Origin of the sequence: Glycomyces sp. NRRL B-16210, from assembly GCF_000719515.1 — a bacterium.
Taxonomy (GTDB): Bacteria; Actinomycetota; Actinomycetes; order Mycobacteriales; family Micromonosporaceae; genus Glycomyces.
Genome location: NZ_JOGR01000007.1, coordinates 373,014 through 399,480 on the forward strand (window position 1 = coordinate 373,014; position 26,467 = coordinate 399,480).

The window sequence follows — 26,467 nt, forward strand, 5'->3', positions numbered from 1 at the left end:
CCTGTGCGCCAGGCGAATAGCTGAGAAGGAGTTTCGAATGCCGCTGACCCCAGCAGACGTTCACAACGTCACGTTCAAGAAACCCATGCTCGGAAAGCGCGGATACGACGAGGACGAGGTCGACGGTTTCCTCGATGAGGTCGAGCGGGAGCTCGCACGCCTCAGCGATGAGAACGGCGAGCTTCGCGCCCAGGTCGAGAGCCTCCGCGCCGGTGCTCCCCCCGGAGCAGCCGACCATGCCGAGATGGCCGCCGTACTCGACCGGGTGCAGCGCGAGAAGCACGCGATGGAGCAGCAGCTCCAGGAGCTCGACGCCGAGCTGCACGAGATGCACCAGCAGATGGTCGCCGCTCAGCAGCAGGCGCAGCAGCTCCAGCAGGAGCTGGCCCAGCGCGGCCCGCAGCAGGACCCGTCCGCTCCCGCCGCCGGCGGCGAGCAGGAGGCGCTCCGTCTGCTCATGGTCGCCCAGCGCACCGCCGACGAGCACCTGGAGGACTCCCGCCGGGAGGCCGACACGCTGCTGACCGAGGCGCAGCGCGAGGCCCAGACCATGGTGTCCGAGGCGCAGCGCGAGTCGCAGACGATGGTGTCGCAGGCCCAGCGCGAGTCCACGACCATGGTCACCGAGGCCCAGCGCGACGCCGAGACGATGGTCGCCGAGGCCCGCTCGCAGGCCGAGGACCTCGTGGGCCAGGCCCGCGACAAGTCCGAGCGCATGGAGATGGAGACCGAGCAGGAGCGCCAGAAGGTCATCGGCCAGCTGGAGGAGTCCCGCACCTCGCTGCTCCACAACATCGAGGAGCTCAAGACCTTTGAGCGCGAGTACCGGACCCGGTTGAAGCTCTACCTCGAAAGCCAGCTCCGCGACCTCAACGGCCAGCAGGGCCGCACCGACGAGGAGGCGTTCGACGAGGCCCAGCAGGCGGTCTCCGAGCGCACCGGCTCCCGTTCGGCCTTCGTGATGCAGGGCGGACGCGGCTGACCCCTCCCGCTCCTCCCCGGGTCCCGTGCCGGACGCGCACACGCGCCGGACATTGGTCCGCCCCCGAGCCATAACCTGAACGGGGATCGCCTCGTTAGTCATGGAAGAGCGGGTGAGGGCGCCTTGCGCCTTCCTCGGCCGAGCCGCACCGCGGCTCGCAACACCGCCGAGGACACTGCGGGCCGCACAGCGGCCGAGCGCCCTCACCGCCGCACCATGCGTCAACGAAGCGGCGGCCCTCCGGGGCCGCGTGGACCGCGCGAGGGCCCCGCGCCTCGCGCAGGGGAGGACTCGACGTGATCGTCAGCAGCCTGCTGATCCTCGTCACCGCGGCGGTCTTGCTGGTCACTGGCATGATCACCGGGAACAACCAGTTGCTGGTCGCGTCCATCGCGGCGAGCCTGGCGGCAGGGGTGGCCCTGTACGCCGGTCTGCGCGCCCGGAGCGCCAAGCGCTCCCGCGTCGCCTCCGGCGCGGGCCGAGCCCCGCGGTCCTCGCCCAAGGGCGACGACACCCAGCAGTTCCGCCGGATCGGGCTGGACGACTCCCCGACCACCGAGCTGCCGCTCATCGAGGGCATGGTCTTCGAGCCGACCGACTACGCGGTCGACCGCGACCCCGAACTGCGCTTCGAGGACGTCCCGCCGCGCCAGAGCCGCGGCCAGGCCCCGCGCCAGGCCGTCGGCGAGTCCCGCGCCAGCCACCGCGCCCCCGAGGCGACGGCCGAGGAACCGCCCGAGCAGCGCCTGTCCAGCGTCGAGTCCGCTGCGCTGATGCGCCTGGACACCGAGGTCGCGGTCGTGGACGGCCGCCCCCGGTTCCACCACCCCGCGTGCGCGCACCTGCACGGCCGCGAGCACGAGGCCCTGCCGGTCGCCGAGGCCCTCGAACTGGGATTCACCCCCTGCGCGCGGTGCGAGCCGGCGTCGCGGCTGCTGCTGGCGCCCGTCGCGGGGCGCTGAACGCTGACGCACAGTCCGGACACAAGTTCTGGAAGTAATTGACCTAGTTGCAGGACTTGCGTATCCTGTGTGCTTAATTGCGCGGCAGGTCCTCGCCTCGGCGGGGCCTGGCGCGCATTGTCCTCGTTTCGGCGAGGGCGTCCCGAGCACACGACTTACTGGAGCCGCGATGCCGAATGCCCGAAGTGGGCCGCCGCAGCGGTCCCGGCGTGCTCTGACGCCACCGGAACCCGAGCCGACATACCCCTCCAGAGGCGCGTCATGACTCCAGCCAAGAAGACTCAGAAGCAGGCCGCGAAGAAGACGGTCAAGAAGGCGGCGAAGAAGGCCGCCGTGAAGAAGACGGCGCCGGCCGCACCGGCCGAGCCCGCGGCCCAGAAGGCCGCCGCGAAGAAGACCACCGCCAAGAAGGCGGCCGTCAAGAAGGTCGCGAAGCAGCCCGCCAAGGCCGCCAAGGCGGCTCCGCCCGCGCCGGCCCGGGCCGCGGACGACGCCCACCCGCTGCGCACCGAGAGCGAGCAGGCCGAACTGCGCGCCGCCCTGAAGGAGCGGCTCGACGAACTGGTCGACGAGCAGCAGCGCTACACCGACTCGATCGCCGCGGCCCAGCGCGAGCGGCTCAGCGACACCGCCGGGGACGACCAGATCGACTCCGGTTCCAAGACCGTCGAACACGAGCACGAGGTCGCCGTCGCCGGCGCGATCTCCGAGCGCATCCGGCAGGTCAGCCACGCCCTCGAACGGCTCGACGTGGGCGAGTACGGCTTCTGTGAGAAGTGCGGTAATCCCATCCCCGCGGCTCGGCTCGCCGCGTTCCCGTCGGCTACCCTCTGCGTCAGCTGCAAGCAGTTGGAGGAGCGACGCTGAGCGAGGAAACGCAGCCCGAGACCCTGGAGGGTCCGGGCGCCGAGGAGACCGCCCCCGAGAAGACCCGCAGGCCCGGGTTGACGTTCGCGTGCCTGCTGGTCGCGGCCGTCGCGATCGGGCTCGACCAGTGGACGAAGGTCCTCGCCGAGGTCAATCTCGACCCGCGCGAGCCGGTCCGGATCCTCGGCGGGCTCGTCTACCTGAGCCTGACCTGGAACTCGGGCGCGGCCTTCAGCCTCGGCACCGGGTACACCTGGATCTTCACCACCGTCGCCTCGCTGGTGGTGGTCTTCCTGGTGTTCCTGTCCACCCGCATCCGGTACCCGATGTGGTCGCTCGCCCTCGGGCTCGTGCTCGGCGGCGCGGCCGGGAACCTCATCGACCGCCTGTTCCGCTCGCCCTCGGACGCCTCGGCGCCGTTCACCGGCGACTTCGGTCAGGGCCACGTGGTGGACTTCATCAGCGCCTTCAAGCCCTTCGGCGAGGCGTTCGCGATCTTCAACCTCGCCGACGCCGCGCTGTGCTGCGGCGTCGTGCTCATCGTGCTGCTCGAACTCACCGGGCACGGCTTCTCGCCGGAGTCGCGCAAGCGGCCCGAGAAGGAACCGCCCGAAGAATCCGAGAAGGAACCGAGCGATCGTCCCGAGGCGCAGTCGAGCGAGGGCCCCGAGAAGGAGGCCGCGGCATGAGCGACCTCGCCGCGCGCCAGACCCGCGCGCTGCCGGTCCCCGAGGGCTTCGAGGGCCAGCGGATCGACCAGGTCGTCTCTCGGTTGCTGGGCCTGTCGCGCACCGTCGCGGCCGAGCTGGTCGCCGCCGGCGACGTCACGATCGACGGGGCGCCGTGCGCGACCAAGTCCGAGAGGGTGAGCGCCGGGGCCTGGCTCGAAGTGGTGCTCCCGCCGCCGCCCGAGGACGTCCGCGCCCGCGCGGCCGAGCCCGTCGAGGGCCTTGAGGTGGTCTTCGACGACGACGACATCGTGGTGGTCGCCAAACCGGTCGGCGTCGCCGCGCACGCGAGCCCCGGCTGGTCGGGGCCCACCGTCACCGGGGGGCTGGCCGCGGCCGGGTACCGCCTCTCCAGCCACGGCCCCGACGAGCGGCAGGGGATCGTGCACCGCCTCGACGTGGGCACCTCGGGGCTGATGGTGGTCGCCAAGAGCGAGACCGCCTACTCCGAGCTCAAGCGCGCCTTCAAGGAGCGCCGCGTCGCCAAGCGCTACCGGGCCGTCGCCCAGGGCCACCCCGATCCGCTGTCGGGCACCATCGACGCGCCCATCGGCCGCCACCCGCGGCACGACTACAAGTGGGCGGTCGTCGCCGAAGGCAAGCCGAGCGTCACCCACTACGACACGATCGAGGTGTTCCCGGGCGCCTCGCTGATGGACCTCGGCCTGGAGACGGGCCGCACCCACCAGATCCGCGTCCACTTCTCGGCCCTCGGCCACCCGCTCGCCGGGGACCTGACCTACGGCGCGGACCCGAGACTGGCCGAGAAACTGGGCCTGACCAGGCAGTGGCTGCACGCGTACCGGCTCGAGTTCGCGCACCCGGCCACCGGCCGGACGGTCACCTTCACGAGTGATTACCCCGAGGACCTCGAGGCGGCCCTGGCGCGGTTGCGAGTGGATCAGTAGCGAGCCTCTAGACTGGTGCGAGGCCGCACGGAACCGCGGTTCCGCAAGGGTTCGCCCGGTCGCCTCAACGGGGAGGCGGACGTAGCGCACCTCCCGTCTCACGGGCCCGAGGGCCCGCGATTCGCAACGGGCCTTGAGGAATCGTTGTGTTCTAATAGTCGCGGGTGGTAATGGTGTCCGGTCGGGTTGGCGCAGCACGAACAGCCACGGCGAAACGCGCGAACCGAAGATTGGTCCGCCCGAGAGGAGGTTGCGCGTGAACACGCCGGAAGCCTGGAACAACGATCGATCCGATGCCGGGTCCAGGTGGCAGAAGCTGCTCGGCCGCGGTCGCGGCCGGGGCGCCGACGCACCGCAGGCCCCGCCTCCGCAGCAGCGCGAGCCCTACCCGCCCTCGCAGCCCGCCGGCCCGCCGCCCGGGCAGGCCCACTACTCGGTGCCGACCGCGGGCCGCCGCCCGCCCGTCGCCACCCAGACCCCGCCGAGCGTCGCCCAGATGCGCCCCCAGCCGCCCCAGCAGGGACTGCCGCCGCAGCCGCGCCAGGCGCCGTCGCCGCAGGCCGAGCCGAGCCCGGTCGCGTTGCAGCGCCTGCGCCGCGATCTGGGCCGCAGCCAGGTCATCGCCTTCATCAACCCCAAGGGCGGCGTCCACAAGACCACCGCCACCGTCCTCGCCTCGGCCGCCATGGGCACCGCGCGCGGCGGCGGCGTGATCGCCTGGGACGACAACGAACTGCGCGGCACCCTGGGCCTGCGGGCCGGGTCGGCCCGCCACGGGCGCACCATCCGCCACCTCGTGGAGCACCTCGACCAGGTGGAGGCCGCCGGCGTCCACCTGCCCGAGCACCTCGACGAGTTCCTCCGCCACTCCTCCGACGGCTCGTTCGACGTGCTCGCCGGGGACGAGGACCCGAAGCTCCAGCGGCGACTGGACCCGACGACGGTCCTGAGGGTGCTCGACATCCTCACCCGCACCCACGGGATCGTGTGCATCGACACCGGCAACAACGTGGAGTCGCCGAACTGGCGCACCGTGGTCTCCTCGGTGGACCGGCTCGTGGTCACCACGGTGCCCCGCGAGGACGCCGCGTTCTCGGCCGACTGGATGCTCGACCACCTGGAAGAGGGCGGCTACGGCAACCTCGTCAAGAACGCGGTGACGCTCCTGTCGATGCCGACGCCCAACCCCGGGCCGCTCCTCAACGACCTGCAACGGCACTTCTCGCAGCGCACCCGCGCCTGCGCGGTGGTGCCGTACGACCCGTCGCTGGAGCCGGGCGCGAAGATCGAGTTCTCGGCGCTGCGCCCCGAGACGCGCGCGGCCTGGTTCGAGGCGGCCGCGACCATCGTCGACGGGCTCTGAGTCCGCCCGGTCCGCTTGCGGTCCACCGCAGACCGTCCACATCCCCGTCAGCGGCGGGCACCGCTGTGGCAGGATTCCAGGCGTGACTGACGACGCCGAGCGCACCGCCAACCTCCGTCCGGACGACCGCTCCGGCCAGTCCGGCGCGGCGGCCCCACCCTCCGAGGCGCAGACCGACCCCGCCTTCGACGACGCGGCCGCCGCCGGCGCCACCCTCGATCCCCGCTCGGACCCGCACGTCTACGGCGGCGTCCGCGCCCGCACCGAGCGGACCATCGGCCGCGACCTGCTCGCGGCCGGGGCGCTCGCGGTGGTCCTCACCGCGCTGGGCCTGCCGTTCGCGATGCTGTGGCAGGTCGTGACCCCCCGCGTCGAGTTCGTCGTCCTCCAGGGCGGCTGGGCCTCGATCGAGCCCTACCCCGAGGCCTACGTCCAGGCCGACCTGGTCTTCGCCGGGATCGGTCTGGCCCTGGGCATCGTGGCGGCGGCCGTCGCCTGGGCGACCCTGCGCGAGCGCCGCGGCCCGCTGCTGCTCCTGGGCCTGGTCATCGGCTCGGTCGCGTGCCAGGTGGTGGCCTGGAAGATCGGCGCGCACGAGTGGGACCGGTTCTGGGAGGCCGTCCAGCGGGCCCCGGCCGGCTCGCACGTGTGGCGCCCGCCGTCGGTCCTGTTCGTCCACCTCGACCCGGCCGCGGCGTGGGCGGCGCTGAAAGTCGGGGATGTCACAACCGCGCTCGATTCGCTGCGGCTCGGGGCGCTCGCGGTCATGGCCCTCGCCGCCACCTTCACTTACACCGTCTGCGCAGGCTGGTCACGCCGGCCCAGCCTTCGAACGGACGCTCCCGAATAGCGGTATGCCCTTTGACCTGGAAATCCGGGCCACTACGCTTGGGGCGTGCTCAGACGCATCGACCTTTCTGGAGAAATCGCCGGTTACCCGGCCCGCGCCCTGCGCGAGCTGATGCCGCGCGCCGCGTTCGACGTGAACGAGGCGCTGCGCTCGGTACAGCCGCTCATCGACGACATCGCCCGCCGCGGCACCGCCGCGGTCGCCGAGATCGTCGAGCGGTTCGACGGCGTGCATCTGGAGCGCCTGCGCGTGCCCGAACCGGCGATCAAGTCCGCCGTCGAAGCGCTCGACCCCGAGCTGCGGCGCGCCTACCAGACCTCCATCGACCGGGTCCGCGCCGCGCACGAGGCCCAGCGTCTCCCCGAGGTCGTCACCGAGGTCGCCCCCGGCGGCACGATCACCGAGCGGTACCTGCCGGTGGGCCGCGTCGGCCTGTACGCGCCCGGCGGCCTCGCCGTGCTCGCCTCCTCGGTCATCATGAACGCCGTCCCGGCCCAGATCGCCGGGGTCGGCTCGATCGCCCTGGCCTCGCCCGCCCAGAAGACCAACGGCGGCCTGCCCGACCAGGGCATTCTCGCCGTCGCCGGGCTCCTCGGTATCGACGAGGTGTACGCGGTGGGCGGCCCCGCCGCCGTCGGCATGTTCGCCTACGGCGCGCGTCGTGAAGACGGCACAGTCGAGTGCGAGCCGGTGGACATGATCACCGGGCCCGGGAACATCTACGTCACCGCCGCGAAGCGGGCCGTGCGCGGCCTCGTCGGCATCGACGCCGAAGCCGGGACCACCGAGATCGCCGTGATCGCCGACGACACCGCCGACCCGGTCCACGTCGCCGTCGACCTCGTCAGCCAGGCCGAGCACGACCCGGCCGCCGCCTCGGTGCTCATCACGACCTCGGCGGCCCTGGCCGACGCGGTCGACGCCGAACTCGCCCGCCGCGTGCCCGGCACCCGCCACTGCGAGCGGATCGCCACGGCCCTGGCGGGGGAGCAGTCGGGGACGATCCTGGTGCGCGACCTCGACGAGGCGGTGGCCGTGGCCGACGCCTACGCCGCCGAGCACCTGGAGATCCAGACCGCCGGGGCCCGCGAGGTGGCGCTGCGCGTGCGCAACGCCGGGGCGATCTTCGTCGGCGCCTATTCGCCGGTCTCCCTGGGGGACTACTGCGCCGGCTCGAACCACGTGCTGCCCACCGGCGGGTGCGCGCGCCACTCGGCGGGGCTCTCGGTGCACACGTTCCTGCGCGGGGTCCACCTCGTCGACTACTCGCGCGAGGCGCTCGAGGCCGTCGCCGCAGACGTGGTGGCCTTCGCCGTCTCCGAGGACCTGCCCTCGCACGGCGAGGCGGTCTCGGCGCGGTTCGCCGCCGAGGAGGAGCGGTGAGCGAGATCGAGCACCTGCTCCGCGAGGACCTGCGCGGGCAGACCGCGTACGGCGCGCCGCAACTGGACGTGCCGGTCCAGTTGAACACCAACGAGAACGCGTACCCGATCCCCGAGGACGTGGCCGCCGTGGTGGCCGAGTTCATCGGCCGGGAGCTGCGCGGCCTCAACCGCTATCCCGACCGGGACGCGCTCGCGCTGCGCGGCGACCTGGCCGCCTATCTCGGCCACGGCCTCACCGCCGACAACGTGTGGGCCGCCAACGGCTCCAACGAGATCCTCCAGCAGCTGCTCCAGGCCTTCGGCGGGCCCGGGCGCGCCGTGCTGGGCTTCATGCCCTCCTATTCGATGCACCCGCTGCTCGCGCGCGGCACCGGCACCGCCTTCGTCGACGCCGGACGCGAGGCGGACTACACCCTCACGCCCGGCCACGTGCGATGGGCCATCGAAGCGCACGACCCGGACCTGGTCTTCCTGGTCTCGCCGAACAACCCGACCGGGACCGCCCTCGACGCCGCGGTCGTCGAGGCCGCCTACGAGGCCGCCCGCGGCATCGTCGTGATCGACGAGGCCTACGCCGAGTTCGCCCGCGACCGGGCCTCGACGGCCCTGGGCCTCCTGGAGGGCCGAAAGCGCCTGGTGGTCACCCGCACCATGAGCAAGGCCTTCGCGTTCGCGGGCGCGCGCGTGGGGTACCTCGCCGCCGATCCCGAGCTGGTCGAGAAGCTCCTGCTGGTGCGCCTCCCGTACCACCTCTCGAGCATCACGCAGGCCGCGGCGAGGGGCGCCCTCGCCTGCGCCACCCGCCTCCAGTCCGAAGTGGACGAACTGAAGCACCAGCGCGACCGGATCGTGAAGAACCTGCGCGCCAAGGGACTCCCGGTGGCCGACTCCGACGCGAACTTCGTGCTCGTCGGCGGCCTTCGCGACGCGGCCGCCGTCTGGCGCGCCGTCCTCGACGAAGGCGTCCTCATCCGCGACGTCGGCCTGCCCGGCCGCCTGCGGATCACCGCCGGGAATGAGGAGGAGACCGCCTCGCTCCTCGCCGCGTTCGACACCGTGCTGGAGCGGCGACCCGAACTCTTCGACAGCGCCTCCGAACAGCGAAGTGCCTCTGAACAGCAACAGGAGCAGAACCAGTGACCCGCACCGCGCACATCGTCCGCACCACCGGCGAGACCAGCGTCGACGTCTTCGTCGACCTCGACGGCACCGACAAGGCGGTGGAGGTCGCCACCGGCGTGGGCTTCTACGACCACATGCTCCACCAGCTGGGCAAGCACGGCGGCTTCGGCCTCAAGATCGCCGTCAAGGGCGACCTCCACATCGACGCCCACCACACCATGGAGGACACCGCGATCGCCCTCGGCCAGGCCTTCGCCGAGGCCCTCGGCGACAAGGCCGGCGTGGTCCGCTTCGCCGACGCCTCGGTGCCCCTCGACGAGGTGCTCGCCCGCGCCGTCGTGGACCTCTCGGGCCGCCCGTACATGGTCCACGAGGAGCCCATGGACATCGCCCCGATGATCAACACCGACTACCCGACCTCCATGACCCGCCACATCCTGGAGTCCTTCGCCTACCACGCCCGCATCTGCCTGCACGTCACCGTGCTCCGCGCCGCCAACCCCGGCCAGAAGCCCGACGCGCACCACGTCATCGAGGCCCAGTTCAAGGCCCTCGCGCGGGCGCTGAAGTACGCCACGCGCGTCGACGGCGCCGACATCCCCTCGACGAAGGGCGTCCTGTGACCTACGCGGGCCCCATCCTGCTCATGGCCCTCGCCGGGATCCTCCTCGGCGGGTCCCTGAGCCTGCGCAAGAGCGAGAAGTACGCCGCCGCGATCATCGTCGCCGCCGTCGCCCTCACCGCCTTCGGCTTCGGCCTCTACCTCATCTACGGCTAAGGGGGACCGCGTGACCAGACCGCGCATCGCGCTGTTCGACTACGGCTCGGGCAACCTCCGCTCCGCCCACCGCGCCCTGGAGCGCGCCGGCGCCGACGTGGACTTGACCAGCGACCTCGACCTCGCCCGCGCCGCCGACGGGCTCTTCGTGCCCGGCGTCGGCGCCTACGCCGCCTGCATGGAAGGCGTCCTCAAGACCGGCCTCGACGCCGTCATCCGCGAACGGGTCGGCGACGACCGGCCCGTGCTCGGGGTGTGCGTCGGCGACCAGATCCTCTTCGAGGAGGGCGTCGAGCACGGCGTCACGACCCGCGGCGTCGGCGTCCTCGAAGGACGCGTGGACCTGCTGGAGGCCCCCCGCATCCCGCACATGGGCTGGAACACCGTCGCCGCCGACGAGGGGATGCGCCTGTTCGCGGGCATCGACCCCGCCGAGCGGTTCTACTTCGTGCACTCCTACGCCGCCAAGGCCGTCCCGCCCGGCGCGAAGGCCGCCGTCGCCGTCCACGGCGAGCCGTTCCTCGCCGCGGTCGAACGCGGCCCGGTGGCCGCCACCCAGTTCCACCCCGAGAAGTCCGGCGACGCCGGGTACGCGCTGCTGTCCAACTGGATCAAGGGATTGAAATGAGCGAACTTCAGCTACTTCCGGCCGTCGACGTCACCGGCGGCAAGGCCGTCCAGCTCGTCCAGGGCGTCGCCGGCTCCGGCAAGCAGTACGGCGACCCGCTCGAAGCCGCGCTCGAATGGCAGCGCCAGGGCTCGCAGTGGCTCCACCTCGTCGACCTCGACGCGGCCTTCGGACGCGGCACCAACCACGAACTGCTCGCCCACGTCGTCGCCGAGGTCGACATGCAGGTCGAGATCTCCGGCGGCATCCGCGACGACGAGACCCTCAAGCGCGCCTTGGACTCCGGGGCCCGCCGCGTCAACATCGGCACCGCCGCGCTCGAGAACCCCGACTGGTGCGACCGGATCTGCGGCGAATACGGCGACCGCGTCGCCATCGGCCTCGACGTCAAGGGCGGGCGCCTCGCCGCCCGCGGCTGGACCCGCGAGGGCGGCGAACTCTTCGCGACCCTCGAGCGCCTCGAACGCGCCGGGTGCGAACGCTACGTCGTGACCGACGTCAACAGCGACGGGATGCTCTCGGGCCCGAACCTGGACCTGCTGCGCTCGGTCTGCGAGGCCACCGACAAGCCCGTCATCGCCTCCGGCGGCGTGTCCTCTCTGGACGACCTGCGGGCGCTGGCCGGGCTGACGGGCATCGGCGTCGAGGGCGCGATCGTGGGAACGGCGCTGTACGAGCGTAACTTCACGGTGGCTGAAGCGTTGAACCTCTTGAAGAGTCGGTAACCGCTGGGGAGGCGCGCATGGCTTTGGTCGAACGGGTTCCGGAGACCGGGCCGTGGGCGCAGCTCTACGGGTACTCGCGCGCGGTCGCGGTGGGGCCGCTGGTGCTCACCAGCGCCTGCACCGCCGACGTCGCGGCCGACCCGGAACTGGAGGGCGACGCCGCCGGGCAGGCGAGGGAGGCCTTCCGCACCGCGCTGGACGCGATGGTCCACGCCGGGGCCGGCGTCTCGGACGTCGTGCGCTCGCGCCTCTACGTGACCGACCCGGCCCACGCCGACCCGGTGGGTCGGGTCCACGGCGAGTTCTTCGGCGTCGTCAAGCCGACCGCCACCGTCGTGATCGTCACCGGCCTGTTCCACCCCGGCCAGATCGTGGCCGTCGAGCTGGAGGCCTTCAGGGCCTGGCGGGACATCGGCTGAGCGCCCCGGCCGATTGCGGGCCCCGGTTCCTGTGCACCTGAACGATCGTTCAGTACTATGGGCCTTGAGCCCGACCGAGGCTCGCCGCAGCTTCGCCAAAAGTGAGGTGTCACCGTGGACGCTGAGTCGATCGCCGAAGGCCGCGAGCGCTGGGAGAAGCGCTATGCGGCCGCCGCCAAGCGCGAGGCGGACTTCACGACCCTCTCGGGTCTGGAGACCGACCCGGTCTACGGCCCGCCCGAAGGCGTCGCCGACCCGCGCATGGAGCGGATCGGCTGGCCCGGCGAGTACCCCTTCACCCGCGGCCTCTACCCGACCGGCTACCGCGGACGCGCCTGGACCATCCGCCAGTTCTCCGGCTTCGGCAACGCCGAGCAGACCAACGCCCGCTACAAGATGCTCCTGGGCGCCGGCGGCGGCGGGCTCTCCGTCGCCTTCGACATGCCCACCCTCATGGGCCGCGACTCCGACGAGCCCGAGTCCCTCGGCGAGGTCGGGCACTGCGGCGTCGCCGTCGACTCCACCGACGACATGGACCGCCTCTTCGACGGCATCGACCTCGCCGCCGTCACCACCTCCATGACGATCTCCGGGCCCGCCATCCCCATCTTCTGCATGTACCTGGCCGCGGCCGAACGCCAGGGCGTGGACATCTCGCGCCTGGACGGCACCCTCCAGACCGACATCCACAAGGAGTACATCGCCCAGAAGGAGTGGCTGTTCCCGCCCGAGCCGCACCTGCGCCTCATCGGCGACCTCATGGCCTACTGCGCCGAGCACATTCCGCGCTACAAGCCGCTGTCGGTCTCCGGCTACCACATCCGCGAGGCCGGATCGACCGCCGCGCAGGAGCTCGCGTTCACCCTCGCCGACGGCTTCTCCTATGTGGAACTCGGCCTCTCGCGCGGCCTCGACGTCGACCACTTCGCCCCCGGGCTCTCGTTCTTCTTCGACGCCCACATCGACTTCTTCGAGGAGATCGCGAAGTTCCGCGCCGCCCGCCGCATCTGGGCCCGCTGGCTGCGCGAGGTCTACGGATCCACAACCGAACGGGCCCAGTGGCTGCGCTTCCACACCCAGACCGCCGGGGTCTCCCTGACCGCCCAGCAGCCCTACAACAACGTCGTGCGCACCGCCGTCGAGGCGCTCGCCGCCATCATGGGCGGCACGAACTCCCTGCACACCAACGCCCTCGACGAGACCCTCGCCCTCCCCACCGACCAGTCAGCCGAGATCGCCCTGCGCACCCAGGCGGTCCTGCGCGACGAGACCGGCGTCGTCAACGTCGCCGACCCGCTCGGCGGCTCCTGGTACGTCGAGGCCCTCACCGACAAGATCGAAGCCGAGGCCGAGCAGCTGTTCCTCCAGATCCTCGCCCTCGGCAACGAGACCGGCGAGGACCCCGCCGAGGTCGCCCGCCGGGCCATGCGCGCCGACGCCGACGCCGAGACGCCCCGCCACCCGATCGGACCGGTCACCTCCGGCATCCTGCGCGGCATCGAGGACGGCTGGTTCAACGCCCAGATCGCCGAGGCCGCCTTCACCTACCAGCAGCAGCTCGAAGACGGCACCAAGAACATCGTCGGCGTCACCAACCTCCACGAGACCGTCACGCCCGACCTGGAGATCCTGCGGATCTCCGGCGAGGTCGAGCAGGGCCAGAACGCCGCGCTCACCCGGCGCCGGGCCGGGCGCGACAACGGGGCGGTCGAACGGGCGCTGGCCGAGATCGTCGCCGCCGCAAAGGGAACGGCGAACATGATCGAGCCGATCCTGGCGGCGGCCCGGGCCGAGGCGACCCTGGGGGAGATCTGCGGCGCGCTGCGGCAGGAGTGGGGGGACTACCGTGAGAACACGGCCTTCTGACAGATCCCGCCGCAACGCCGCCGCCGAGCGGTGTTCTGTGATCTTCTCAGTGAAAGGAGGTTTGCATGACGGACCGTCCGGGTACCCAGGGTTAACCGGATGAATGGTTCTCATAAAACTGTCCGGTACACACAGATTTCAACAGGTAACTCCGGATTCCACCTTTTCATCATTGCCCTGACACCCGAACTGCCTTACAATCAGAAGCGTCAGGAGCCTCAACAGGCGACATGCTTCGAACCGATGTCCCTAGGACAGGAGGGCGATCGCATGGCAGACAAACGATCATCAGGCGAGCGACGGAGCTCCAGCGAGTACGCGTACCTTGCGCCGCTGTTTCGAGAAATGGCCCTGCTCGACGAGGGGGACCCGCGCCGAGCGGAAGTCCGCGACCGCCTCGTCACGGGCCACCTGCCACTGGCCGAGCACATCGCGCAGCGATTCTCGGGCAAGGGCATCGCGAAGGACGACCTCGTGCAGGTCGCCTCGGTGGGCCTCATCCACGCGGTGGACCGCTTCGATCCCGAGCACGGGACGGAGTTCCTCTCCTACGCGGTCCCGACCGTCATGGGCGAGGTGCGCCGCCACTTCCGCGACACGAGCTGGCCGATGCGGGTCCCGCGTCGGCTCCAGGAGCTTCGGATCGCGTTGAACCAGGCCGGCGGCGAACTCTCGCAGCGGCTCGGGAGGCCCCCGACCGACGCGGAGATGGCCCAGCACCTCGACATCACCGAGGAGGCTGTCCACGAGGGCCAGGAGGCGCGCCAGGCGTACCGGGCCGTCTCGCTGGACGAGCAGCCCTACGCCGACGGCGAGCGCTCGACGCTGGCCGAATCGGTCGGCGAGGAGGACACCGCCCTCGAACTCGTGGACAACCACGAGTCGCTGGCGCCGCTCCTCCAGGAACTGCCGCCGCGCGAGCGCCGCATCCTGGCGCTGCGCTACTACGGCGACATGACGCAGACCCAGATCGCCGAGGAGGTCGGCATCTCGCAGATGCACGTCTCCCGGCTCCTCCACCGCACCTTGGAGGAACTGCGCGACGGTCTGGAACAGCCAGTCCACTAGGGGAACACGCTGAGTGGAGACACACCGTGGCGGGGCACCACGGCGAGGCGGCGGGCCGACAGGCCCGCCGCCTCGTGTCTTCGCGCCCTACGGTGTTTCGGGGCCTCAGACCTCGCGGTGGGCGAGGGTGTCGCGGATCTTGTCGATGAAGCCGACGCCGGGCCCGAGGATGAGGTTCGCGGGCGGGCGGTCCGGCGTGTGCGGGTGCGGCCTGGTCGGCGCGAACTCCTTGGCGGCCATCACCCGGAAGCCGAGGTCCTGGAGGTGCTCGTCGTCGCAGGACGCCCGCAGCCGCGGCAGGAGCACGGCCTCCTCCTCGGCGAGGTGGCGGCGCACGTCCTCGATCATGAGCGCGACCAGCCCTTCGAAGCGGGGGTCGGTGGCGGGGAGCCCTTCGAGCTCCTTCATGACCAGCTCGGCCGCGGCGTGCGATTCCAGGGCCCGGTCGGCGATCGCGTCGCCGTCGGGCAGATGGGAGCGGACGGCCGGGTACAGGAACTGCTCCTTGGCGGCTTCATGGCGGACGATCTCGGCGATGACGTGGTCGACGAGGTCCTTGCGGTCCTCGATGCGCCCGGTGCCGCGCTCCACCTCCGCGAAGGCGGCCTCGAACCGGCGGTGGTCCGCGAGGACGACCGCGACCAGGTCGGTGTCCGGTTCGGTCTCAGGTTCGGTGTGCGTCATCGATCCTCCATGTTGATCGGTTGCGCTTCAGTCAAGGGCATACCCGGGGCCCGCGCCACCGAAACCGGTCATGAACCCGCGCAACAGGGGAGACTCCCCAGGACAGCGCCCCCGGCCGCTGTCTCCTCACGACAGCGCCCTTCCCGACAGTGCCGTGACAGGACACTGCCCCGGCGAACCGCTCGGGCCGCCGGGGCACTGCCGCGGAAACGCGCCGCTACGCCGATATCGCGTCGACCAGTTCGCCCGTGACCGACTCCGGCATCCGCTGCGCGATGTCCGCCAGAGCGATGATGCCCACCAGGCGGCCCTCGTCGATGACCGGAACCCGGTGCACCTGGTGCTCCTTCATCTTCGCGATCGTGATGTCGGCGTCCTCGTTCGCGTCCGCGAGGATCAGCCGGCCCTGCGGAAGCCGGTCGACGGTGAACGTCTCCGGGTCGCGCCCGACGGCGACGACCCGCACGACGATGTCGCGGTCGGTGACCACGCCCTTGATCTTGTCGTCCTCGGCGCCGCAGATCGGCAGCGCGCCCACGTCCAGCTCCGCCATGAGGCGGGCCGCCTCCGCGACCGTGCCGTCGCTCTTGACGCACGTGCACCCCGGGTGCATGAGGTCGCGCGCCGTGGCCATGCGGTTCATCTCTTTCATCGTGCTCTCCTCTCCGATCCACCCCGGGTACCCGCCCCGACCGCGCTCATGCCCCCGGGACCGATCCGCCGGTGTCGCCGCCCGCCGACCGGGTACCCGTGCACCGCGGGCCGGACCACCGACCGCGGCACGCCGACGCACCCGAGCGCCCATGGGCGGACGCGGCGGCGCGCCCCGCACGAGCGCGAGGGGAACCCCATGAACACGCACGCCACGTCCAGCACCGGGCACCACTGGTGGGAGGCTCGCAGACGGCGCACCACCGCCGTCCAGGAAGGCGCGGGAGCGATCGGCTGGGTCTTCCTCCTCCTCGGCGTCCTCGGCTTCATCCCGCTGTTCACCACCGACTTCACCGCGATCGAGTTCGCCGGGACCGGCTCGGGGGCCGAACTGTTCGGCCTCTTCCACATCTCCGTCCTGAGCAACCTCGTCCACCTCGCCCTGGGCATGCTGGGCCTGTTCACCTCCTGGACCGTCGCCGGCTCGCGCCGCTACCTCCTCGCGGGCGGACTCGCCGCCGCGCTCCTGGGGCTCTACGGCTTCATCGCCACGGCCGCCGGCGCCGGCAACTGGCTCCCGGCCGACTGGGCCGTCGCCACACTGCACCTGGGCCTGGGTGCGCTCATGATCGCCTTCGGCCTGCTGCTGCACCGCAGCCTCCCCGAGGAGAGCGAAGCGCGAGGCGAGGGCGACTTCGGCGAGACCAACCGGGGCGCCGCCCGCTGACCGCGAGGTTTCCCCAGCGCCCGGCGGGGAACCCCGAAACACATCGGACCTGGCCGAAACCGACACCGCGGAGGTGAGACGGCCATGCCAAGGCAGGAATGGACCGGCAAGGAAGAACGCCAGTACGAGCACATACGCGACGAGGCGAAAGAGCGCGGCACCAAGCCCGCACGGGCCAAGGAGATCGCCGCCCGCACCGTCAACAAGCAGCGCGCCCAGGCCGGCAAGACCCGAACGGCGAGCCGCACCTCGACCGAGGACACCTCCGCCTACAGACGAGGCGGGAAACGCTCGCACACCGGCCCGAAGGGCCGCACGAAGGCACAGCTCTACGAAGAGGCCCGCCGCAAGAACGTCCAGGGCCGATCCAAGATGAACAAAGCCGAGCTCGAACGCGCCCTCCAGCGCAAGTGAGCCCGGCGGAGAGAGGTGAGGACATGGAGGTTCGCCACGACCCCGAGGCCCGCGCGATCCGCGAGGCCGAACGTGAGCAGCACCGCGACCGACCCCCCGAGGACTCCGGCGCACGCGGCCGCGAGCGCGGGGACCGCCGACGCGACTGGGACGAACAGGACCGGTCCGTCGGGCAGATCGTCGGCGACCTGACATCCCAGGTCGCGCACCTGGCACGCGCGGAGGCCGAACTGGCCGCCCGCGAGGTCGTCGACAAGGCCAAGCGCGGCGCCGCCGGCGGCGGCATGATCGCACTGTCCGGCGTGATCGCCGTCTACGGCGGCGCCGCCTTGGCGCTCGCCGCGGGCATCGCACTCGCACTCGTGTGGCCCGCCTGGCTGGCCGCGATCGTCACCGGCGCGGCGCTCTTGGCGCTGGCCGGGATCGTCGCGATGATCGGCCGCGCCAAGCTGCGCGGCGCGATGCCGCCGGTCCCCGAGGAGACGATGGAGCACGCCCGCGAGGACATGCGGGCGCTGCGCGGGAGGAGCGACCGATGAGCGGATGGACGGTGCCGCCGAGCGCGGCGATCCCGCCCGGCGTCGGTCTCTCGCCGCCGCCGGCGGTGGGCCTGGCCTACCAGCCGGAGGCCCAGCGCCCCGAAGAGGAGGAGCAGCTGATGCGCCAGAGCGAATGGGCGGAGCACGACGCCGCGGACCGACACCAGACCGGTGACGGCCCCGATCACAAGGACGACGAGCACCGCACCCGGGCCGAACTCGAGCACGAGGTCGAGGCGACCCGCGAGCGCGTCAACGACTCGGTGGTGGAACTGCGCGAGCGATTGGGCATCGGCCTCGACGACCTGCGCGAGTACGGCCCGTTCGCCCCGGTGCGCCGCCACCCGCTCACGGTCGCGTTCGCGGCCGCCGGGATGGCGACGGCCGCGGTCGTGGGCGTGAGCCTCGCCCGCGCCCACCGCAAGTCGAGCGGGAGGATCGTGGCGGTGCGCGATTCGGCGAGCGGCAACGCCAGGCGCGTCGCCAAGGACGCGCTCAAGGCCAGCCGTCGCCGCCGCAAGGCCGCGCGCAAGCGCCTGAACTCGGCGAAGGACGCCTTCGGTTCGGCGGCCGACGCCGTACGGTCCGAGCGCCGGAAGGTGATGCGACGCCTGACGCGTCACTGACGCCTCGGACGCGAACCGGCGGGCCGCGGCCCGCCGGTTCGCCCACGCCCGAAGACGGCACCGCACTCGACGACCGTGAACACCGATGACACGCGGGTGCGCCCCGGCCGGAGGGCCGGGGCGCACCCGCGTAATTCGCTCAGCCCGGCATCGTCTCGCCGCCGAGAGCGGCCACGACCTCCCCGGTGATGAACGAGGACATCCGGTTCGCGGCCAGGAACACGAACGAGGGCGCCAGCTCGTCCGGCTCGGCGGGCCTGCCCAGCGGCACGCGGTCGCCGAAGCCCTCCACATGGTCCTCCGGCAGCGTCGAGGGGATCAGCGGCGTCCACACCGGCCCCGGCGCGACGCAGTTGACGCGGATGCCGCGCGGCGCGAGCGCCTGCGCCATCGAGTACGTCCAGGCGATGATCGCGCCCTTCGTCGCCGAGTAGTCGATGAGCGTCTTGTTCCCGCGCAGGCCGTTCACCGAAGCGCAGTTGACGATCGCGTCCCCCTCGCCCAAGTGCGCGAGCGCCGCCCGCGTCACCCGGTGGAAGCTGTGCATGTTCACGTTGAACGTGTGCTCCCACTGCTCGTCGGTGATGTCCTCGGGCCGGTCGACCGGCGTCTGCGTGGCGATGTTGTTGACCAGCAGATCGAGGCCGCCGAGGGACTCGACGGTCCGCTCGACCACCTGCCGGCAGTGCTCGCGGTCGGCCAGGTCGCCCGGCAGCAGCGTGCACTGGCGGTGCTCGGCCTCGACCAGCTCGGCAGTGCGCTCGGCGTCCTTGTGCTCCTCCAGGTAGGCGATCGCCACATCCGCGCCCTCCTTCGCGAACGCGACCGCCACGGCCCGCCCGATCCCGGAGTCGCCGCCGGTGATGAGCGCGCGGCGGTCCTTGAGCAGGCCGCGGCCCTCATAACCCTCCATGGCGTCCTGCGGCCGCGGCCGCATCTGATCGGTGTACCCCGGCGGCTCCTGCTGCTGTCCCGGTTTCCCCATCGCTTCGTCCTTCCCCCGACGCCGGCCGCGTCTCGGCCGGCTCCGACGCTCGGGTACCCGCGCCCGCGCCCGCCAAGCGGCGGGACGTCGGTCACACTCGAGGCGGCTCCCCGGGCCGGATCGGCGCGCGGTGTCCGATTCGCCTCGGACCGCGCCTGACCGCAAGTGGTGCCGGACGTGTGAATGCGTTAAGTTGTGGGTGATCCACCTGTGGCCCCACGCCGTCTCGCCGCGGTGGACCGACTGCATGTGAGCGGTCACTTTTTGATGAACGAGCACCCCAAGGAGGCCGCAATGACTGGCAGCGACAACGGTGCCGTTGCTATCGGGATCGACTTCGGCACCCTCTCGGGCCGCGTCGTCGTCGCCTCGGTAGCCGACGGACGCGAACTCGCCAGCGCCGAGCACGTCTACGCCCACGGCGCCATCGAGGAGGCACTCCCGGGCTCCGGCGTCCGCCTGCCGCGCAGCTGGGCGCTCCAGTCGCCCCAGGACTGGGTCGACGTGCTCCGCAACGCCGTCCCCGCGGCGCTCGCCGCCGCCGGCGTCGCCCCCGACCGCGTGATCGGCATCGCCACCGACTTCACCGCCTGCACCATCCTCCCGACCACCGCCGACGGCACCCCGCTGTGCGAACTCGACGACCTCCGGGACCGCCCGCACGCGTGGCCGAAGCTGTGGAAGCACCACGCCGCCCAAGGCCAGGCCGACCGCATCAACGCGCTGGCCGCCGAGCGCGGCGAGTCGTGGCTGCCGCGCTACGGCGGCAAGATCTCCTCGGAGTGGGCCTACGCCAAGGCCCTCCAGCTCCTCGAGGAGGACCCGGAGGTCTACGACCGGGCCGAACGCTGGATCGAGGCGGCCGACTGGATCATCTGGCAGCTGTGCGGCGAGGAGACCCGCAACGTCTGCACCGCCGGTTACAAGGGCATCTACCAGGACGGCGAGCGCCCCTCCCGCGAGTACCTGGCCGCGTTGAACCCCGGTTTCGCCGACTTCAATGCGAAGATGGAGCACCCGCTGTCGCCCCTCGGCGGCAAGGCCGGCGGCGTCACCGCGCAGGCTGCGGCGTGGACGGGCCTGAACGAGGGCACCGTGGTCGCCGTCGGCAACGTGGACGCGCATGTCACCGCCGCCTCCGCGAAGGCCGTCGGGCCCGGCAGGCTCGTCGCCATCATGGGCACGAGCACCTGCCATGTCGTCAACGGCGAGAACCTGACCGAGGCCCCGGGCATGTGCGGCGTGGTCCGCGACGGGATCACCCCCGGCCTGTGGGGCTACGAGGCCGGCCAGTCCGGCGTCGGCGACATCTTCGCTTGGTTCACCAAGAACGGCGTCCCCGGTTCCTACACCGAGGAGGCCGAGCGGCGCGGGATCTCGATCCACGAGCACCTGACCGAGCTCGCCTCGCAGCAGGCGGTCGGGGAGCACGGCCTGGTCGCGCTCGACTGGCACTCGGGGAACCGCTCGGTCCTGGTCGACCACGACCTGCACGGCGCCGTCTTCGGCCTGGGACTCCAGACGCGGCCCGAGGAGATCTACCGGGCGCTGGTCGAGGCGACCGCGTTCGGCACCCGCGTGATCGTGGAGACGCTCACGAAGTCGGGCGTGCCGATCGAGGAGTTCGTCGCGGCCGGCGGGCTGCTGAAGAACAAGTGGCTCATGCAGACCTACGCGGACGTGCTGCGGATGCCGATCACGGTGCTCACCTCCGAGCAGGGCCCGGCGCTCGGCTCGGCGATCCACGCGGCGGTCGCCGCGGGCGCCTACCCCGACATCTACGCGGCCTCGGAGGCGATGGGCAAGGTCGAGCGCGACGCCTACGTCCCCGACCAGGCGCGCGCCGACGCCTACGACGAGTTGTACGCCGTCTACGAGGAGCTGCACGACCACTTCGGGCGCGGCGGCTCGCGCGCGCTCCACACCCTGCACCGGATCGCGACGGAGGCGACGAGATGACGTTCCAGACCACGGCGGCCGTCGAGGAGATGAAGGAGCGCGTGTGCGCGCTCCACGCCGAACTGCTCCGCTGGGGCCTGGTCACCTGGACCAGCGGGAACGTCTCGGGCCGGGTGCCCGGCACGGACCTGATCGTCATCAAGCCCAGCGGCGTCTCCTATGACGACCTCACGCCGGACCTGATGGTCGTGACCGACCTGGAGGGGAAGATCCTCGCCGGCGACCTCGCGCCGTCCTCGGACGCGGAGAGCCACAACGTGGTCTACCAGCGCAAGCCCGAGGTCGGCGGGGTGGTCCACACGCACAGCCCGTATGCGACGGCGTGGGCGGCGCGGGGCGAGCCGATCCCGTGCGTGCTGACGGCGATGGCCGACGAGTTCGGCGGGGAGATTCCGCTGGGGCCGTTCGCGCTCATCGGCTCCGACGCGATCGGCAGGGGCATCGTGGAGACCCTCGAGGGCCACCGCTCCCCGGCGGTGATCATGAGGAACCACGGCGTGTTCACCATCGGGAAGGACCCGCGGGCCGCGGTCAAGGCCGCGGTGATGGCCGAGGACGTGGCGCGCACCGTGCACCTGTCGCGGCAGCTGGGCGAGCCGGTCCCGATCGCCCAGGAGCACATCGACAAGCTCTACGACCGCTACCAGAACGTCTACGGCCAGCAGCCGTCTCCCGAGGAGCAGTAAAAGCAATGGAAACCAAGGCTCTGCACGCGAAAGAACTGTGGTTCGTCACCGGCAGCCAGCACCTGTACGGACCCGAGGCCATCGAGCAGGTCGCGCGGAACTCGGCCGACATCGTCGCCGGGCTCGACGGCGCGGAGGCGATCCCGGTCAAGGTGGTCGCGAAGCCGGTGCTGACCACGCCGGAGGAGATCAAGCGGGTCCTGCTGGAGGCCAACGCGGCCGAGGCGTGCATCGGCGTGATCGCGTGGATGCACACGTTCTCGCCCTCGAAGATGTGGATCGCCGGGCTCGGGGTGCTCCAGAAGCCCTTGCTGCACCTGCACACGCAGCACAACCGGGACCTGCCGTGGGCCGACATCGACATGGACTTCATGAACCTGAACCAGGCCGCGCACGGCGACCGCGAGTTCGGGTACATGCTCACGCGGCTGCGCCACCGCCGCAAGACCGTCGTCGGCCACTGGGCCGACGAGGCGGTCCAGGGGCGCGTGGGCGCGTGGGCGCGGGCCGCGCTGGGCTGGAACGAGGTCCAGAACCTCAAGCTGGTGCGTTTCGGCGACAACATGCGCTATGTCGGCGTGACCGAAGGGGACAAGGTCGAGGCGCAGATCCGCCTCGGCGTCGAGGTGAACACGTACGGCGTGAACGAACTCGCCGAGCGGGTCGCCCAGGTCGAGGACAAGGCGATCGACGGGCTGGTCGCCGAGTACGAGGCCGCTTACGACGTGGCGGCGGAGCTGCGCGCCGGGGGCGCGCGGCACGAGTCGCTGCGCGACGCGGCGCGCATCGAGCTGGGGCTGCGGTCGATCCTGGAGGAGCACGGCGCGAAGGCGTTCACTGACACGTTCGAGGACCTCGGGGCGCTGAAGCAGTTGCCGGGCATCGCGGTGCAGCGGCTCATGGCCGAGGGCTACGGCTTCGGCGGCGAGGGCGACTGGAAGACCGCGGTGCTGGTGCGCCTCATGAAGGTCATGGCCGCGGGCCTGGAGGGCGGCACGTCCTTCATGGAGGACTACACGTACAACCTCGGGGCGGAGTCGCCGCAGATCCTGGGCGCGCACATGCTGGAGGTGTGCCCGTCGATCGCGGCCGAGAGGCCGACGGCGGAGATCCACCCGCTGGGGATCGGCGGCAAGGAGGACCCGGTGCGCCTGGTGTTCACCGCGCCGCCCGGCCCGGCGCTCATGGTCGGCCTGCTCGACCTCGGCACCCGGCTTCGCCTGGTGGCCAACGAGGTCGATGCGGTCGTGCCGGACCAGGACCTGCCGAACCTGCCGGTGGCGCGCGCGGTGTGGGAGCCGCGCCCGGACCTCCAGACCTCTGCGGAGGCCTGGCTGACCGCGGGCGGGCCGCACCACACCTCGTTCACGCAGGCGTTCGGGCGCGAGGTGATGGAGGATTTCGCGGAGATCTCCGGGATCGAACTGGTGACCATCGGCGAGGGCACGAACGTGCGCGAGTTCAAGCAGGAACTGCGCTGGAACCAGGTCTACCACCACCTCGAGGGCGGGATCTAGGGCGGCGCGACTGCGCATCGGAACCATGAGGGCGGGCCCGGCAGGGCCCGCCCTTCACTCTTTCGAGTGGAGTTTCCGCGGGCGCGGGGCTGGAGGCGGGTTTTCTGTCGGACCCGGATGACACGATCGCCGCAGACTTCGGTCCCCTCTGGGTGGGTGGGGGTTAGGGATGGCCCTACTGTGGAGATACCTGAAGGGAAGGCCATCCCAAACCCCCACCCTCCCAGGGGAACGCGGGCCCGGCGCAACCGTGGCACCGGGGTCCGACAAGAATCGGGCCCAAATGGCGTTCACAGCCGATTTTTCACCCGAACGGGGTCGAGGATCGCGTCCCACGCGATTTCGGCGGCCCCGGTGAGCGGGCCCGCCGCGCCGACCGTGCCGGGCACGATCCGCGGCGGTTCGTCCCGCCGGAAGGCCATCAGGGCCTCGCGGCAGTGCTCCTCGATCAGTCCCCCGCGCAACCGGATCAGATCCACCCCCAGACCCGAGAGGCTGATCGCCTCCGGGTCCAGCGCGTTCGCCAACGCGCCCAACCCTTTTCCGAGTGCGGCCGCGTTGTCGTTCACAGCGGAAGCCGCCTCGGCGTCCCCGTCCTCGGCCCGGCGGAGGATTGCCCGCGCCAGCTCCCGTCCCGTGCCGTAACCGGGCTCCGCCCCGAACCGCCGCACCAGCGCGTTCGCGCCCACATCGAGGCTCCAGCACCCCCGCACCCCGCACATGCACTCCAGATCCGACCCGGTCAGCGGCATGTGCCCGAACTCCCCGGCGATCCGGTGCGCCCCGCGCTGCGCGTCCCCGCCCAGCAGCAGCGTCCCGCCGATGTCGAAGTCGATGTGAAAGTGCAGCGCGGTCCCGACCCCCCGCAGCGCGCCCCGCCGCGACTCGGCCAGGCCCGCCAGCCGCGCGTCGTTGTCGATCACCGTCGGCGGCCATCCCTCGCCGAGCAGCCCGTCCAGCTCCACCTCGTCCCAGCCCAGGTGCGAGATGTGCAGCCGGTGGCCGTCGCGGATCGGACCCGGCGTCGCGAAGCCGATCTGCGCCACCCGCGCGGTCCCGTGCCGCGCGACCGCCTCCCGGATCTCGGCGAACACCCCCGGCGTCCGGTCGTGCTCGGCGGTCTCCAGCTCGGTCGCCGCCCCGCCCAGCTCGACCGACGCCAGCGTCCACGAGTCCTCCCGGAAGTCGACGGCGAACGCCACGGGCCCCTCGGGATGGGGGACCAGCAGTGTCGTCGGCCGCCCGCGCCCGCTCGGCTCGGCCGGGACCTCGTGAAGCAGCCGCGCCCGTTCCAGTTCCCCGACCAGCGCGGCCGCGGTGTTGCGGCCGATCCCGAGCAGCCGCGCCGCCTCGGCCCTGGTGAACGGCTCCGCCGCGTCGTGGACGGCGCGCAGCAGCCGGACCTGGTTGCGGATCCGGAGGTCGGCGCTGGTCATCGTCTGGGGCATGGGGGCATTATGGCAGCACCGCGGAAAATTTATGTGTCCGGCATGAACAAAATCCTTGCATCCTCGCATGGCGCCTTGTTATGTTCGTATCGAGAACAAAAATGGTGCGCCGCCCTGCCGCATCCCGTACGAGACCGCAAGGACCGCAACGACTGTGCACTCCACCGACCCGCTCGCCCTGCGCCGCGCCCGCATCGGCCTCCACGGCGCCTTCGCGACCTCCGGTTTCGTCATGGGCGCCTGGGCCGCCGCGCTGCCCGGCCTCGACGCGCGCCTCGACCTCGGCGAAGCCCGCCTCGGGACCGCGCTCCTGCTCGTGCAGCTCGTCGGCCTCGGGGCCATGGCCGTCGCCGGGCGCGTCGCCGACCGGATCAGCAGCCGCCGCCTCCTCCTGTGGACCGGCCCCGCCACGCAGCTGACCCTCCTCGCCCCCGCGCTCGCGCCGAACTACGCGACCCTCCTGGGCGGCGTGGTCCTCTACGGCGTCGGCGTCGGCCTCATCGAGGTCGGCATCAACGCCCACTCGGTCGAACTCGAGCAGCGCTACGGCCGCCCGATCATCTCGGCGTTCCACGGCTTGTGGAGCCTCGGCAGCGCCGCCGCCGGGGCCGCCACCGCGCTGCTCCTCGTCCTCGGGTTCGGCAACCAGGCCATCCTCGTCGCCGTCGCGGTCGCCTCCACCGTCCTCATGGCGCTCTTCACCCGCCCGCTGCTGCCACCGCCGAGCCAAGCGACCTCCGGCGACGGGGCTCCCGTGAAGGCCGTCCGCATCGGCGCGGTCCTCCTCGCCGCCCTGTTCCTCCTCGGCGCGGGCGGCACGCTCGTCGAGTCCGGGGCGATGGACTGGGCGAACCTCCACGCCGCCAACGTCCTCCACGCCGACGAGGCCCTCGCGCCCCTGTCCTTCACCGTGTTCGCCTGCGCCATGACCGTCTTCCGCCTCCTCGGCGACCCCATCCGCGCCAGGCTCGGCCCCGGCCCGACCCTCGCCTGGGCCGGCGGCCTCGCCGTCGCCGGATACGCCCTCGTCCTCGGCTCCGCGTTCGACCTCGGCGGCACGACCGGCGGCCTCCCGCTCGCCTGGGCCGGCTGGATCCTCGCCGGCACCGGCATCGCCGTCATGGTCCCGGTCGTCTTCAGCGCCATCGGCGAGGCCGGCGGCTCCCCCTCCGACGTCGCCCTCATGTCCATGTCCGGCTCCGCGGGCCTGCTCGTTGGCCCCGCCGCCATCGGGTTCCTCGCCGAGGGCACGAGCCTGACGGTCGCCCTCCTGATCCCCTCCGCCCTCGCCGCGTTCATGGCGCTCTCGGGCCCCGGCGTCATGCGCGCGCTCCTCCGACGGCCCGCCGACGAACCGAAGACGCCCGCCCTCGTCGAGTGACCGCGGCCAGGGTCACGCCCCGGACCCCTCGCGGCCCCGGCCGACCCTCACGTAGGCTTGGCGGCGCAGAAGGGGAGTAGTTCCCAACGCTGCGGTCGACATACTGGCTTTCGAGCCCGGCCGCACGGCCTCGGTCCCGAGGCGAACGAGACCTTCGACCAAGGCCGTACGGCCGGGTCGAGGTCGCACCTGCCCTCCT

At 71.8% G+C, this 26,467-nt stretch carries 28 protein-coding genes; 24 read left to right on the forward strand and 4 right to left on the reverse strand.

Translation table 11 applies throughout. From position 1 onward, the window contains the following. Positions 1-37 precede the first annotated feature (37 nt). The 16 genes from IF12_RS26910 (at position 38) to IF12_RS0112300 (ending at position 14,651) form a co-directional block, all read left to right on the forward strand. Positions 38-982, forward strand: a complete 945-nt coding sequence (locus IF12_RS26910) for a DivIVA domain-containing protein (RefSeq protein ID WP_030158485.1) — start codon at positions 38-40, stop codon at positions 980-982. Positions 983-1,278: 296 nt separating this feature from the next. Next, positions 1,279-1,944, forward strand: coding sequence for a hypothetical protein (locus IF12_RS0112230; RefSeq protein ID WP_051704300.1), 666 nt, complete (start codon positions 1,279-1,281; stop codon positions 1,942-1,944). A gap of 501 nt (positions 1,945-2,445) precedes the next feature. After that, positions 2,446-2,811, forward strand: a complete 366-nt coding sequence (locus tag IF12_RS27225) for a TraR/DksA family transcriptional regulator (protein ID WP_030158489.1) — start codon at positions 2,446-2,448, stop codon at positions 2,809-2,811. Positions 2,812-2,888: 77 nt separating this feature from the next. Then, positions 2,889-3,500 carry a signal peptidase II gene (gene lspA / locus IF12_RS23010; RefSeq protein WP_197034692.1) on the forward strand — a complete coding sequence of 204 codons (612 nt, stop codon included), beginning with the start codon at positions 2,889-2,891 and terminating at the stop codon, positions 3,498-3,500. Beyond that, positions 3,497-4,447 carry an RluA family pseudouridine synthase gene (locus IF12_RS0112245; RefSeq protein ID WP_030158493.1) on the forward strand — a complete coding sequence of 317 codons (951 nt, stop codon included), beginning with the start codon at positions 3,497-3,499 and terminating at the stop codon, positions 4,445-4,447. Before lspA ends, IF12_RS0112245 begins: the two co-directional genes overlap by 4 nt. Before the next feature lie 256 nt (positions 4,448-4,703). Continuing rightward, positions 4,704-5,810 (forward strand): hypothetical protein, encoded by a 1,107-nt coding sequence (locus tag IF12_RS0112250; RefSeq protein WP_051704301.1) that lies wholly within the window; start codon positions 4,704-4,706, stop codon positions 5,808-5,810. Positions 5,811-5,892: 82 nt separating this feature from the next. Then, positions 5,893-6,660: a DUF2567 domain-containing protein gene (locus tag IF12_RS0112255; protein ID WP_030158497.1), complete on the forward strand. Its 768-nt coding sequence runs from the start codon at positions 5,893-5,895 to the stop codon at positions 6,658-6,660. 45 nt (positions 6,661-6,705) lie between these two features. Further along, positions 6,706-8,043, forward strand: a complete 1,338-nt coding sequence (gene hisD / locus IF12_RS0112260; protein ID WP_030158499.1) for a histidinol dehydrogenase — start codon at positions 6,706-6,708, stop codon at positions 8,041-8,043. After that, positions 8,040-9,185 (forward strand): histidinol-phosphate transaminase, encoded by a 1,146-nt coding sequence (locus tag IF12_RS0112265; RefSeq protein WP_081913526.1) that lies wholly within the window; start codon positions 8,040-8,042, stop codon positions 9,183-9,185. The genes hisD and IF12_RS0112265 overlap by 4 nt, the downstream gene beginning before the upstream one ends. Continuing rightward, entirely contained in the window at positions 9,182-9,790 is a 609-nt protein-coding gene (hisB, locus tag IF12_RS0112270) for an imidazoleglycerol-phosphate dehydratase HisB (RefSeq protein ID WP_030158503.1), read from the forward strand. Before IF12_RS0112265 ends, hisB begins: the two co-directional genes overlap by 4 nt. After that, positions 9,787-9,945, forward strand: a complete 159-nt coding sequence (locus IF12_RS25640) for a hypothetical protein (protein ID WP_156036834.1) — start codon at positions 9,787-9,789, stop codon at positions 9,943-9,945. Before hisB ends, IF12_RS25640 begins: the two co-directional genes overlap by 4 nt. A gap of 10 nt (positions 9,946-9,955) precedes the next feature. Then, the gene (gene hisH / locus IF12_RS0112280) at positions 9,956-10,573 is read left to right on the forward strand and encodes an imidazole glycerol phosphate synthase subunit HisH (RefSeq protein WP_030158505.1); all 618 of its coding nucleotides are present in this window, start codon (positions 9,956-9,958) and stop codon (positions 10,571-10,573) included. After that, on the forward strand, positions 10,570-11,298 hold the full coding sequence (gene priA / locus IF12_RS0112285; protein WP_030158513.1) for a bifunctional 1-(5-phosphoribosyl)-5-((5-phosphoribosylamino)methylideneamino)imidazole-4-carboxamide isomerase/phosphoribosylanthranilate isomerase PriA: 729 nt from the start codon (positions 10,570-10,572) through the stop codon (positions 11,296-11,298). Before hisH ends, priA begins: the two co-directional genes overlap by 4 nt. A 17-nt stretch (positions 11,299-11,315) precedes the next feature. Beyond that, on the forward strand, positions 11,316-11,717 hold the full coding sequence (locus tag IF12_RS0112290) for a Rid family hydrolase (protein WP_030158515.1): 402 nt from the start codon (positions 11,316-11,318) through the stop codon (positions 11,715-11,717). Positions 11,718-11,831: 114 nt separating this feature from the next. Beyond that, positions 11,832-13,583: a methylmalonyl-CoA mutase gene (locus IF12_RS0112295; RefSeq protein WP_030158517.1), complete on the forward strand. Its 1,752-nt coding sequence runs from the start codon at positions 11,832-11,834 to the stop codon at positions 13,581-13,583. Between the two features lie 270 nt (positions 13,584-13,853). Continuing rightward, a complete protein-coding gene (locus tag IF12_RS0112300) occupies positions 13,854-14,651 on the forward strand; it encodes an RNA polymerase sigma factor SigF (protein WP_030158519.1) in 798 nt (265 codons plus the stop codon). A gap of 105 nt (positions 14,652-14,756) precedes the next feature. Here IF12_RS0112300 and IF12_RS0112305 read toward each other — a convergent pair whose 3' ends face one another. After that, positions 14,757-15,335: a hemerythrin domain-containing protein gene (locus IF12_RS0112305; protein ID WP_030158521.1), complete on the reverse strand. Its 579-nt coding sequence runs from the start codon at positions 15,333-15,335 to the stop codon at positions 14,757-14,759. 217 nt (positions 15,336-15,552) lie between these two features. Continuing rightward, positions 15,553-15,969, reverse strand: coding sequence for a CBS domain-containing protein (locus IF12_RS0112310; RefSeq protein WP_030158523.1), 417 nt, complete (start codon positions 15,967-15,969; stop codon positions 15,553-15,555). A 216-nt stretch (positions 15,970-16,185) separates the two neighbouring features. Here IF12_RS0112310 and IF12_RS0112315 point away from each other — a divergent pair, with 216 nt between their 5' ends. From IF12_RS0112315 to IF12_RS0112330, 4 genes are all read left to right on the forward strand, one after another. Beyond that, positions 16,186-16,713 (forward strand): DUF4383 domain-containing protein, encoded by a 528-nt coding sequence (locus IF12_RS0112315; protein WP_081913527.1) that lies wholly within the window; start codon positions 16,186-16,188, stop codon positions 16,711-16,713. An 84-nt stretch (positions 16,714-16,797) separates the two neighbouring features. Then, positions 16,798-17,127, forward strand: a complete 330-nt coding sequence (locus tag IF12_RS0112320) for a hypothetical protein (RefSeq protein ID WP_030158527.1) — start codon at positions 16,798-16,800, stop codon at positions 17,125-17,127. A gap of 23 nt (positions 17,128-17,150) precedes the next feature. Beyond that, on the forward strand, positions 17,151-17,666 hold the full coding sequence (locus tag IF12_RS0112325) for a phage holin family protein (RefSeq protein WP_051704302.1): 516 nt from the start codon (positions 17,151-17,153) through the stop codon (positions 17,664-17,666). After that, positions 17,663-18,292, forward strand: coding sequence for a hypothetical protein (locus IF12_RS0112330; RefSeq protein ID WP_030158531.1), 630 nt, complete (start codon positions 17,663-17,665; stop codon positions 18,290-18,292). The genes IF12_RS0112325 and IF12_RS0112330 overlap by 4 nt, the downstream gene beginning before the upstream one ends. Positions 18,293-18,431: 139 nt before the next feature. On the opposite strand, the gene IF12_RS0112335 is transcribed toward IF12_RS0112330, so the two are convergent. After that, positions 18,432-19,277: an SDR family oxidoreductase gene (locus tag IF12_RS0112335; RefSeq protein ID WP_030158533.1), complete on the reverse strand. Its 846-nt coding sequence runs from the start codon at positions 19,275-19,277 to the stop codon at positions 18,432-18,434. Positions 19,278-19,571: 294 nt separating this feature from the next. On the opposite strand from IF12_RS0112335, the gene araB reads away from it, so the two are divergent. From araB to araA, 3 genes are read left to right on the forward strand one after another with little or no spacing between them, the layout of a single operon-like run. Then, entirely contained in the window at positions 19,572-21,236 is a 1,665-nt protein-coding gene (araB, locus tag IF12_RS0112340) for a ribulokinase (RefSeq protein ID WP_030158535.1), read from the forward strand. Next, positions 21,233-21,922, forward strand: coding sequence for an L-ribulose-5-phosphate 4-epimerase (locus IF12_RS0112345; RefSeq protein WP_030158537.1), 690 nt, complete (start codon positions 21,233-21,235; stop codon positions 21,920-21,922). The genes araB and IF12_RS0112345 overlap by 4 nt, the downstream gene beginning before the upstream one ends. Positions 21,923-21,927: 5 nt before the next feature. Further along, a complete protein-coding gene (gene araA, locus IF12_RS0112350; RefSeq protein WP_030158539.1) occupies positions 21,928-23,439 on the forward strand; it encodes an L-arabinose isomerase in 1,512 nt (503 codons plus the stop codon). 290 nt (positions 23,440-23,729) lie between these two features. On the opposite strand, the gene IF12_RS0112355 is transcribed toward araA, so the two are convergent. Continuing rightward, positions 23,730-24,887 carry an ROK family protein gene (locus IF12_RS0112355; RefSeq protein ID WP_133884360.1) on the reverse strand — a complete coding sequence of 386 codons (1,158 nt, stop codon included), beginning with the start codon at positions 24,885-24,887 and terminating at the stop codon, positions 23,730-23,732. 154 nt (positions 24,888-25,041) lie between these two features. Between IF12_RS0112355 and IF12_RS0112360 the strand changes: the two genes are divergently transcribed. Further along, positions 25,042-26,268, forward strand: coding sequence for an MFS transporter (locus IF12_RS0112360; RefSeq protein ID WP_030158543.1), 1,227 nt, complete (start codon positions 25,042-25,044; stop codon positions 26,266-26,268). Positions 26,269-26,467: the final 199 nt, after the last annotated feature.

Bases quoted from the DNA above. Each gene is read 5' to 3' on its own strand.
- IF12_RS0112300 (WP_030158519.1), top strand. From the start codon at position 13,854: ATGGCAGACAAACGATCATCAGGCGAGCGACGGAGCTCCAGCGAGTAC.
- IF12_RS0112315 (WP_081913527.1), top strand. From the start codon at position 16,186: ATGAACACGCACGCCACGTCCAGCACCGGGCACCACTGGTGGGAGGCT.
- IF12_RS0112305 (WP_030158521.1), bottom strand. From the start codon at position 15,335: ATGACGCACACCGAACCTGAGACCGAACCGGACACCGACCTGGTCGCG.
- IF12_RS0112310 (WP_030158523.1), bottom strand. From the start codon at position 15,969: ATGGCCACGGCGCGCGACCTCATGCACCCGGGGTGCACGTGCGTCAAG.
- IF12_RS0112335 (WP_030158533.1), bottom strand. From the start codon at position 19,277: ATGGGGAAACCGGGACAGCAGCAGGAGCCGCCGGGGTACACCGATCAG.
- IF12_RS0112245 (WP_030158493.1), top strand. From the start codon at position 3,497: ATGAGCGACCTCGCCGCGCGCCAGACCCGCGCGCTGCCGGTCCCCGAG.
- IF12_RS26910 (WP_030158485.1), top strand. From the start codon at position 38: ATGCCGCTGACCCCAGCAGACGTTCACAACGTCACGTTCAAGAAACCC.
- IF12_RS0112320 (WP_030158527.1), top strand. From the start codon at position 16,798: ATGCCAAGGCAGGAATGGACCGGCAAGGAAGAACGCCAGTACGAGCAC.
- IF12_RS0112330 (WP_030158531.1), top strand. From the start codon at position 17,663: ATGAGCGGATGGACGGTGCCGCCGAGCGCGGCGATCCCGCCCGGCGTC.
- IF12_RS0112290 (WP_030158515.1), top strand. From the start codon at position 11,316: ATGGCTTTGGTCGAACGGGTTCCGGAGACCGGGCCGTGGGCGCAGCTC.
- IF12_RS0112345 (WP_030158537.1), top strand. From the start codon at position 21,233: ATGACGTTCCAGACCACGGCGGCCGTCGAGGAGATGAAGGAGCGCGTG.
- IF12_RS0112355 (WP_133884360.1), bottom strand. From the start codon at position 24,887: ATGCCCCAGACGATGACCAGCGCCGACCTCCGGATCCGCAACCAGGTC.
- priA (WP_030158513.1), top strand. From the start codon at position 10,570: ATGAGCGAACTTCAGCTACTTCCGGCCGTCGACGTCACCGGCGGCAAG.
- IF12_RS0112325 (WP_051704302.1), top strand. From the start codon at position 17,151: ATGGAGGTTCGCCACGACCCCGAGGCCCGCGCGATCCGCGAGGCCGAA.
- araB (WP_030158535.1), top strand. From the start codon at position 19,572: ATGACTGGCAGCGACAACGGTGCCGTTGCTATCGGGATCGACTTCGGC.
- araA (WP_030158539.1), top strand. From the start codon at position 21,928: ATGGAAACCAAGGCTCTGCACGCGAAAGAACTGTGGTTCGTCACCGGC.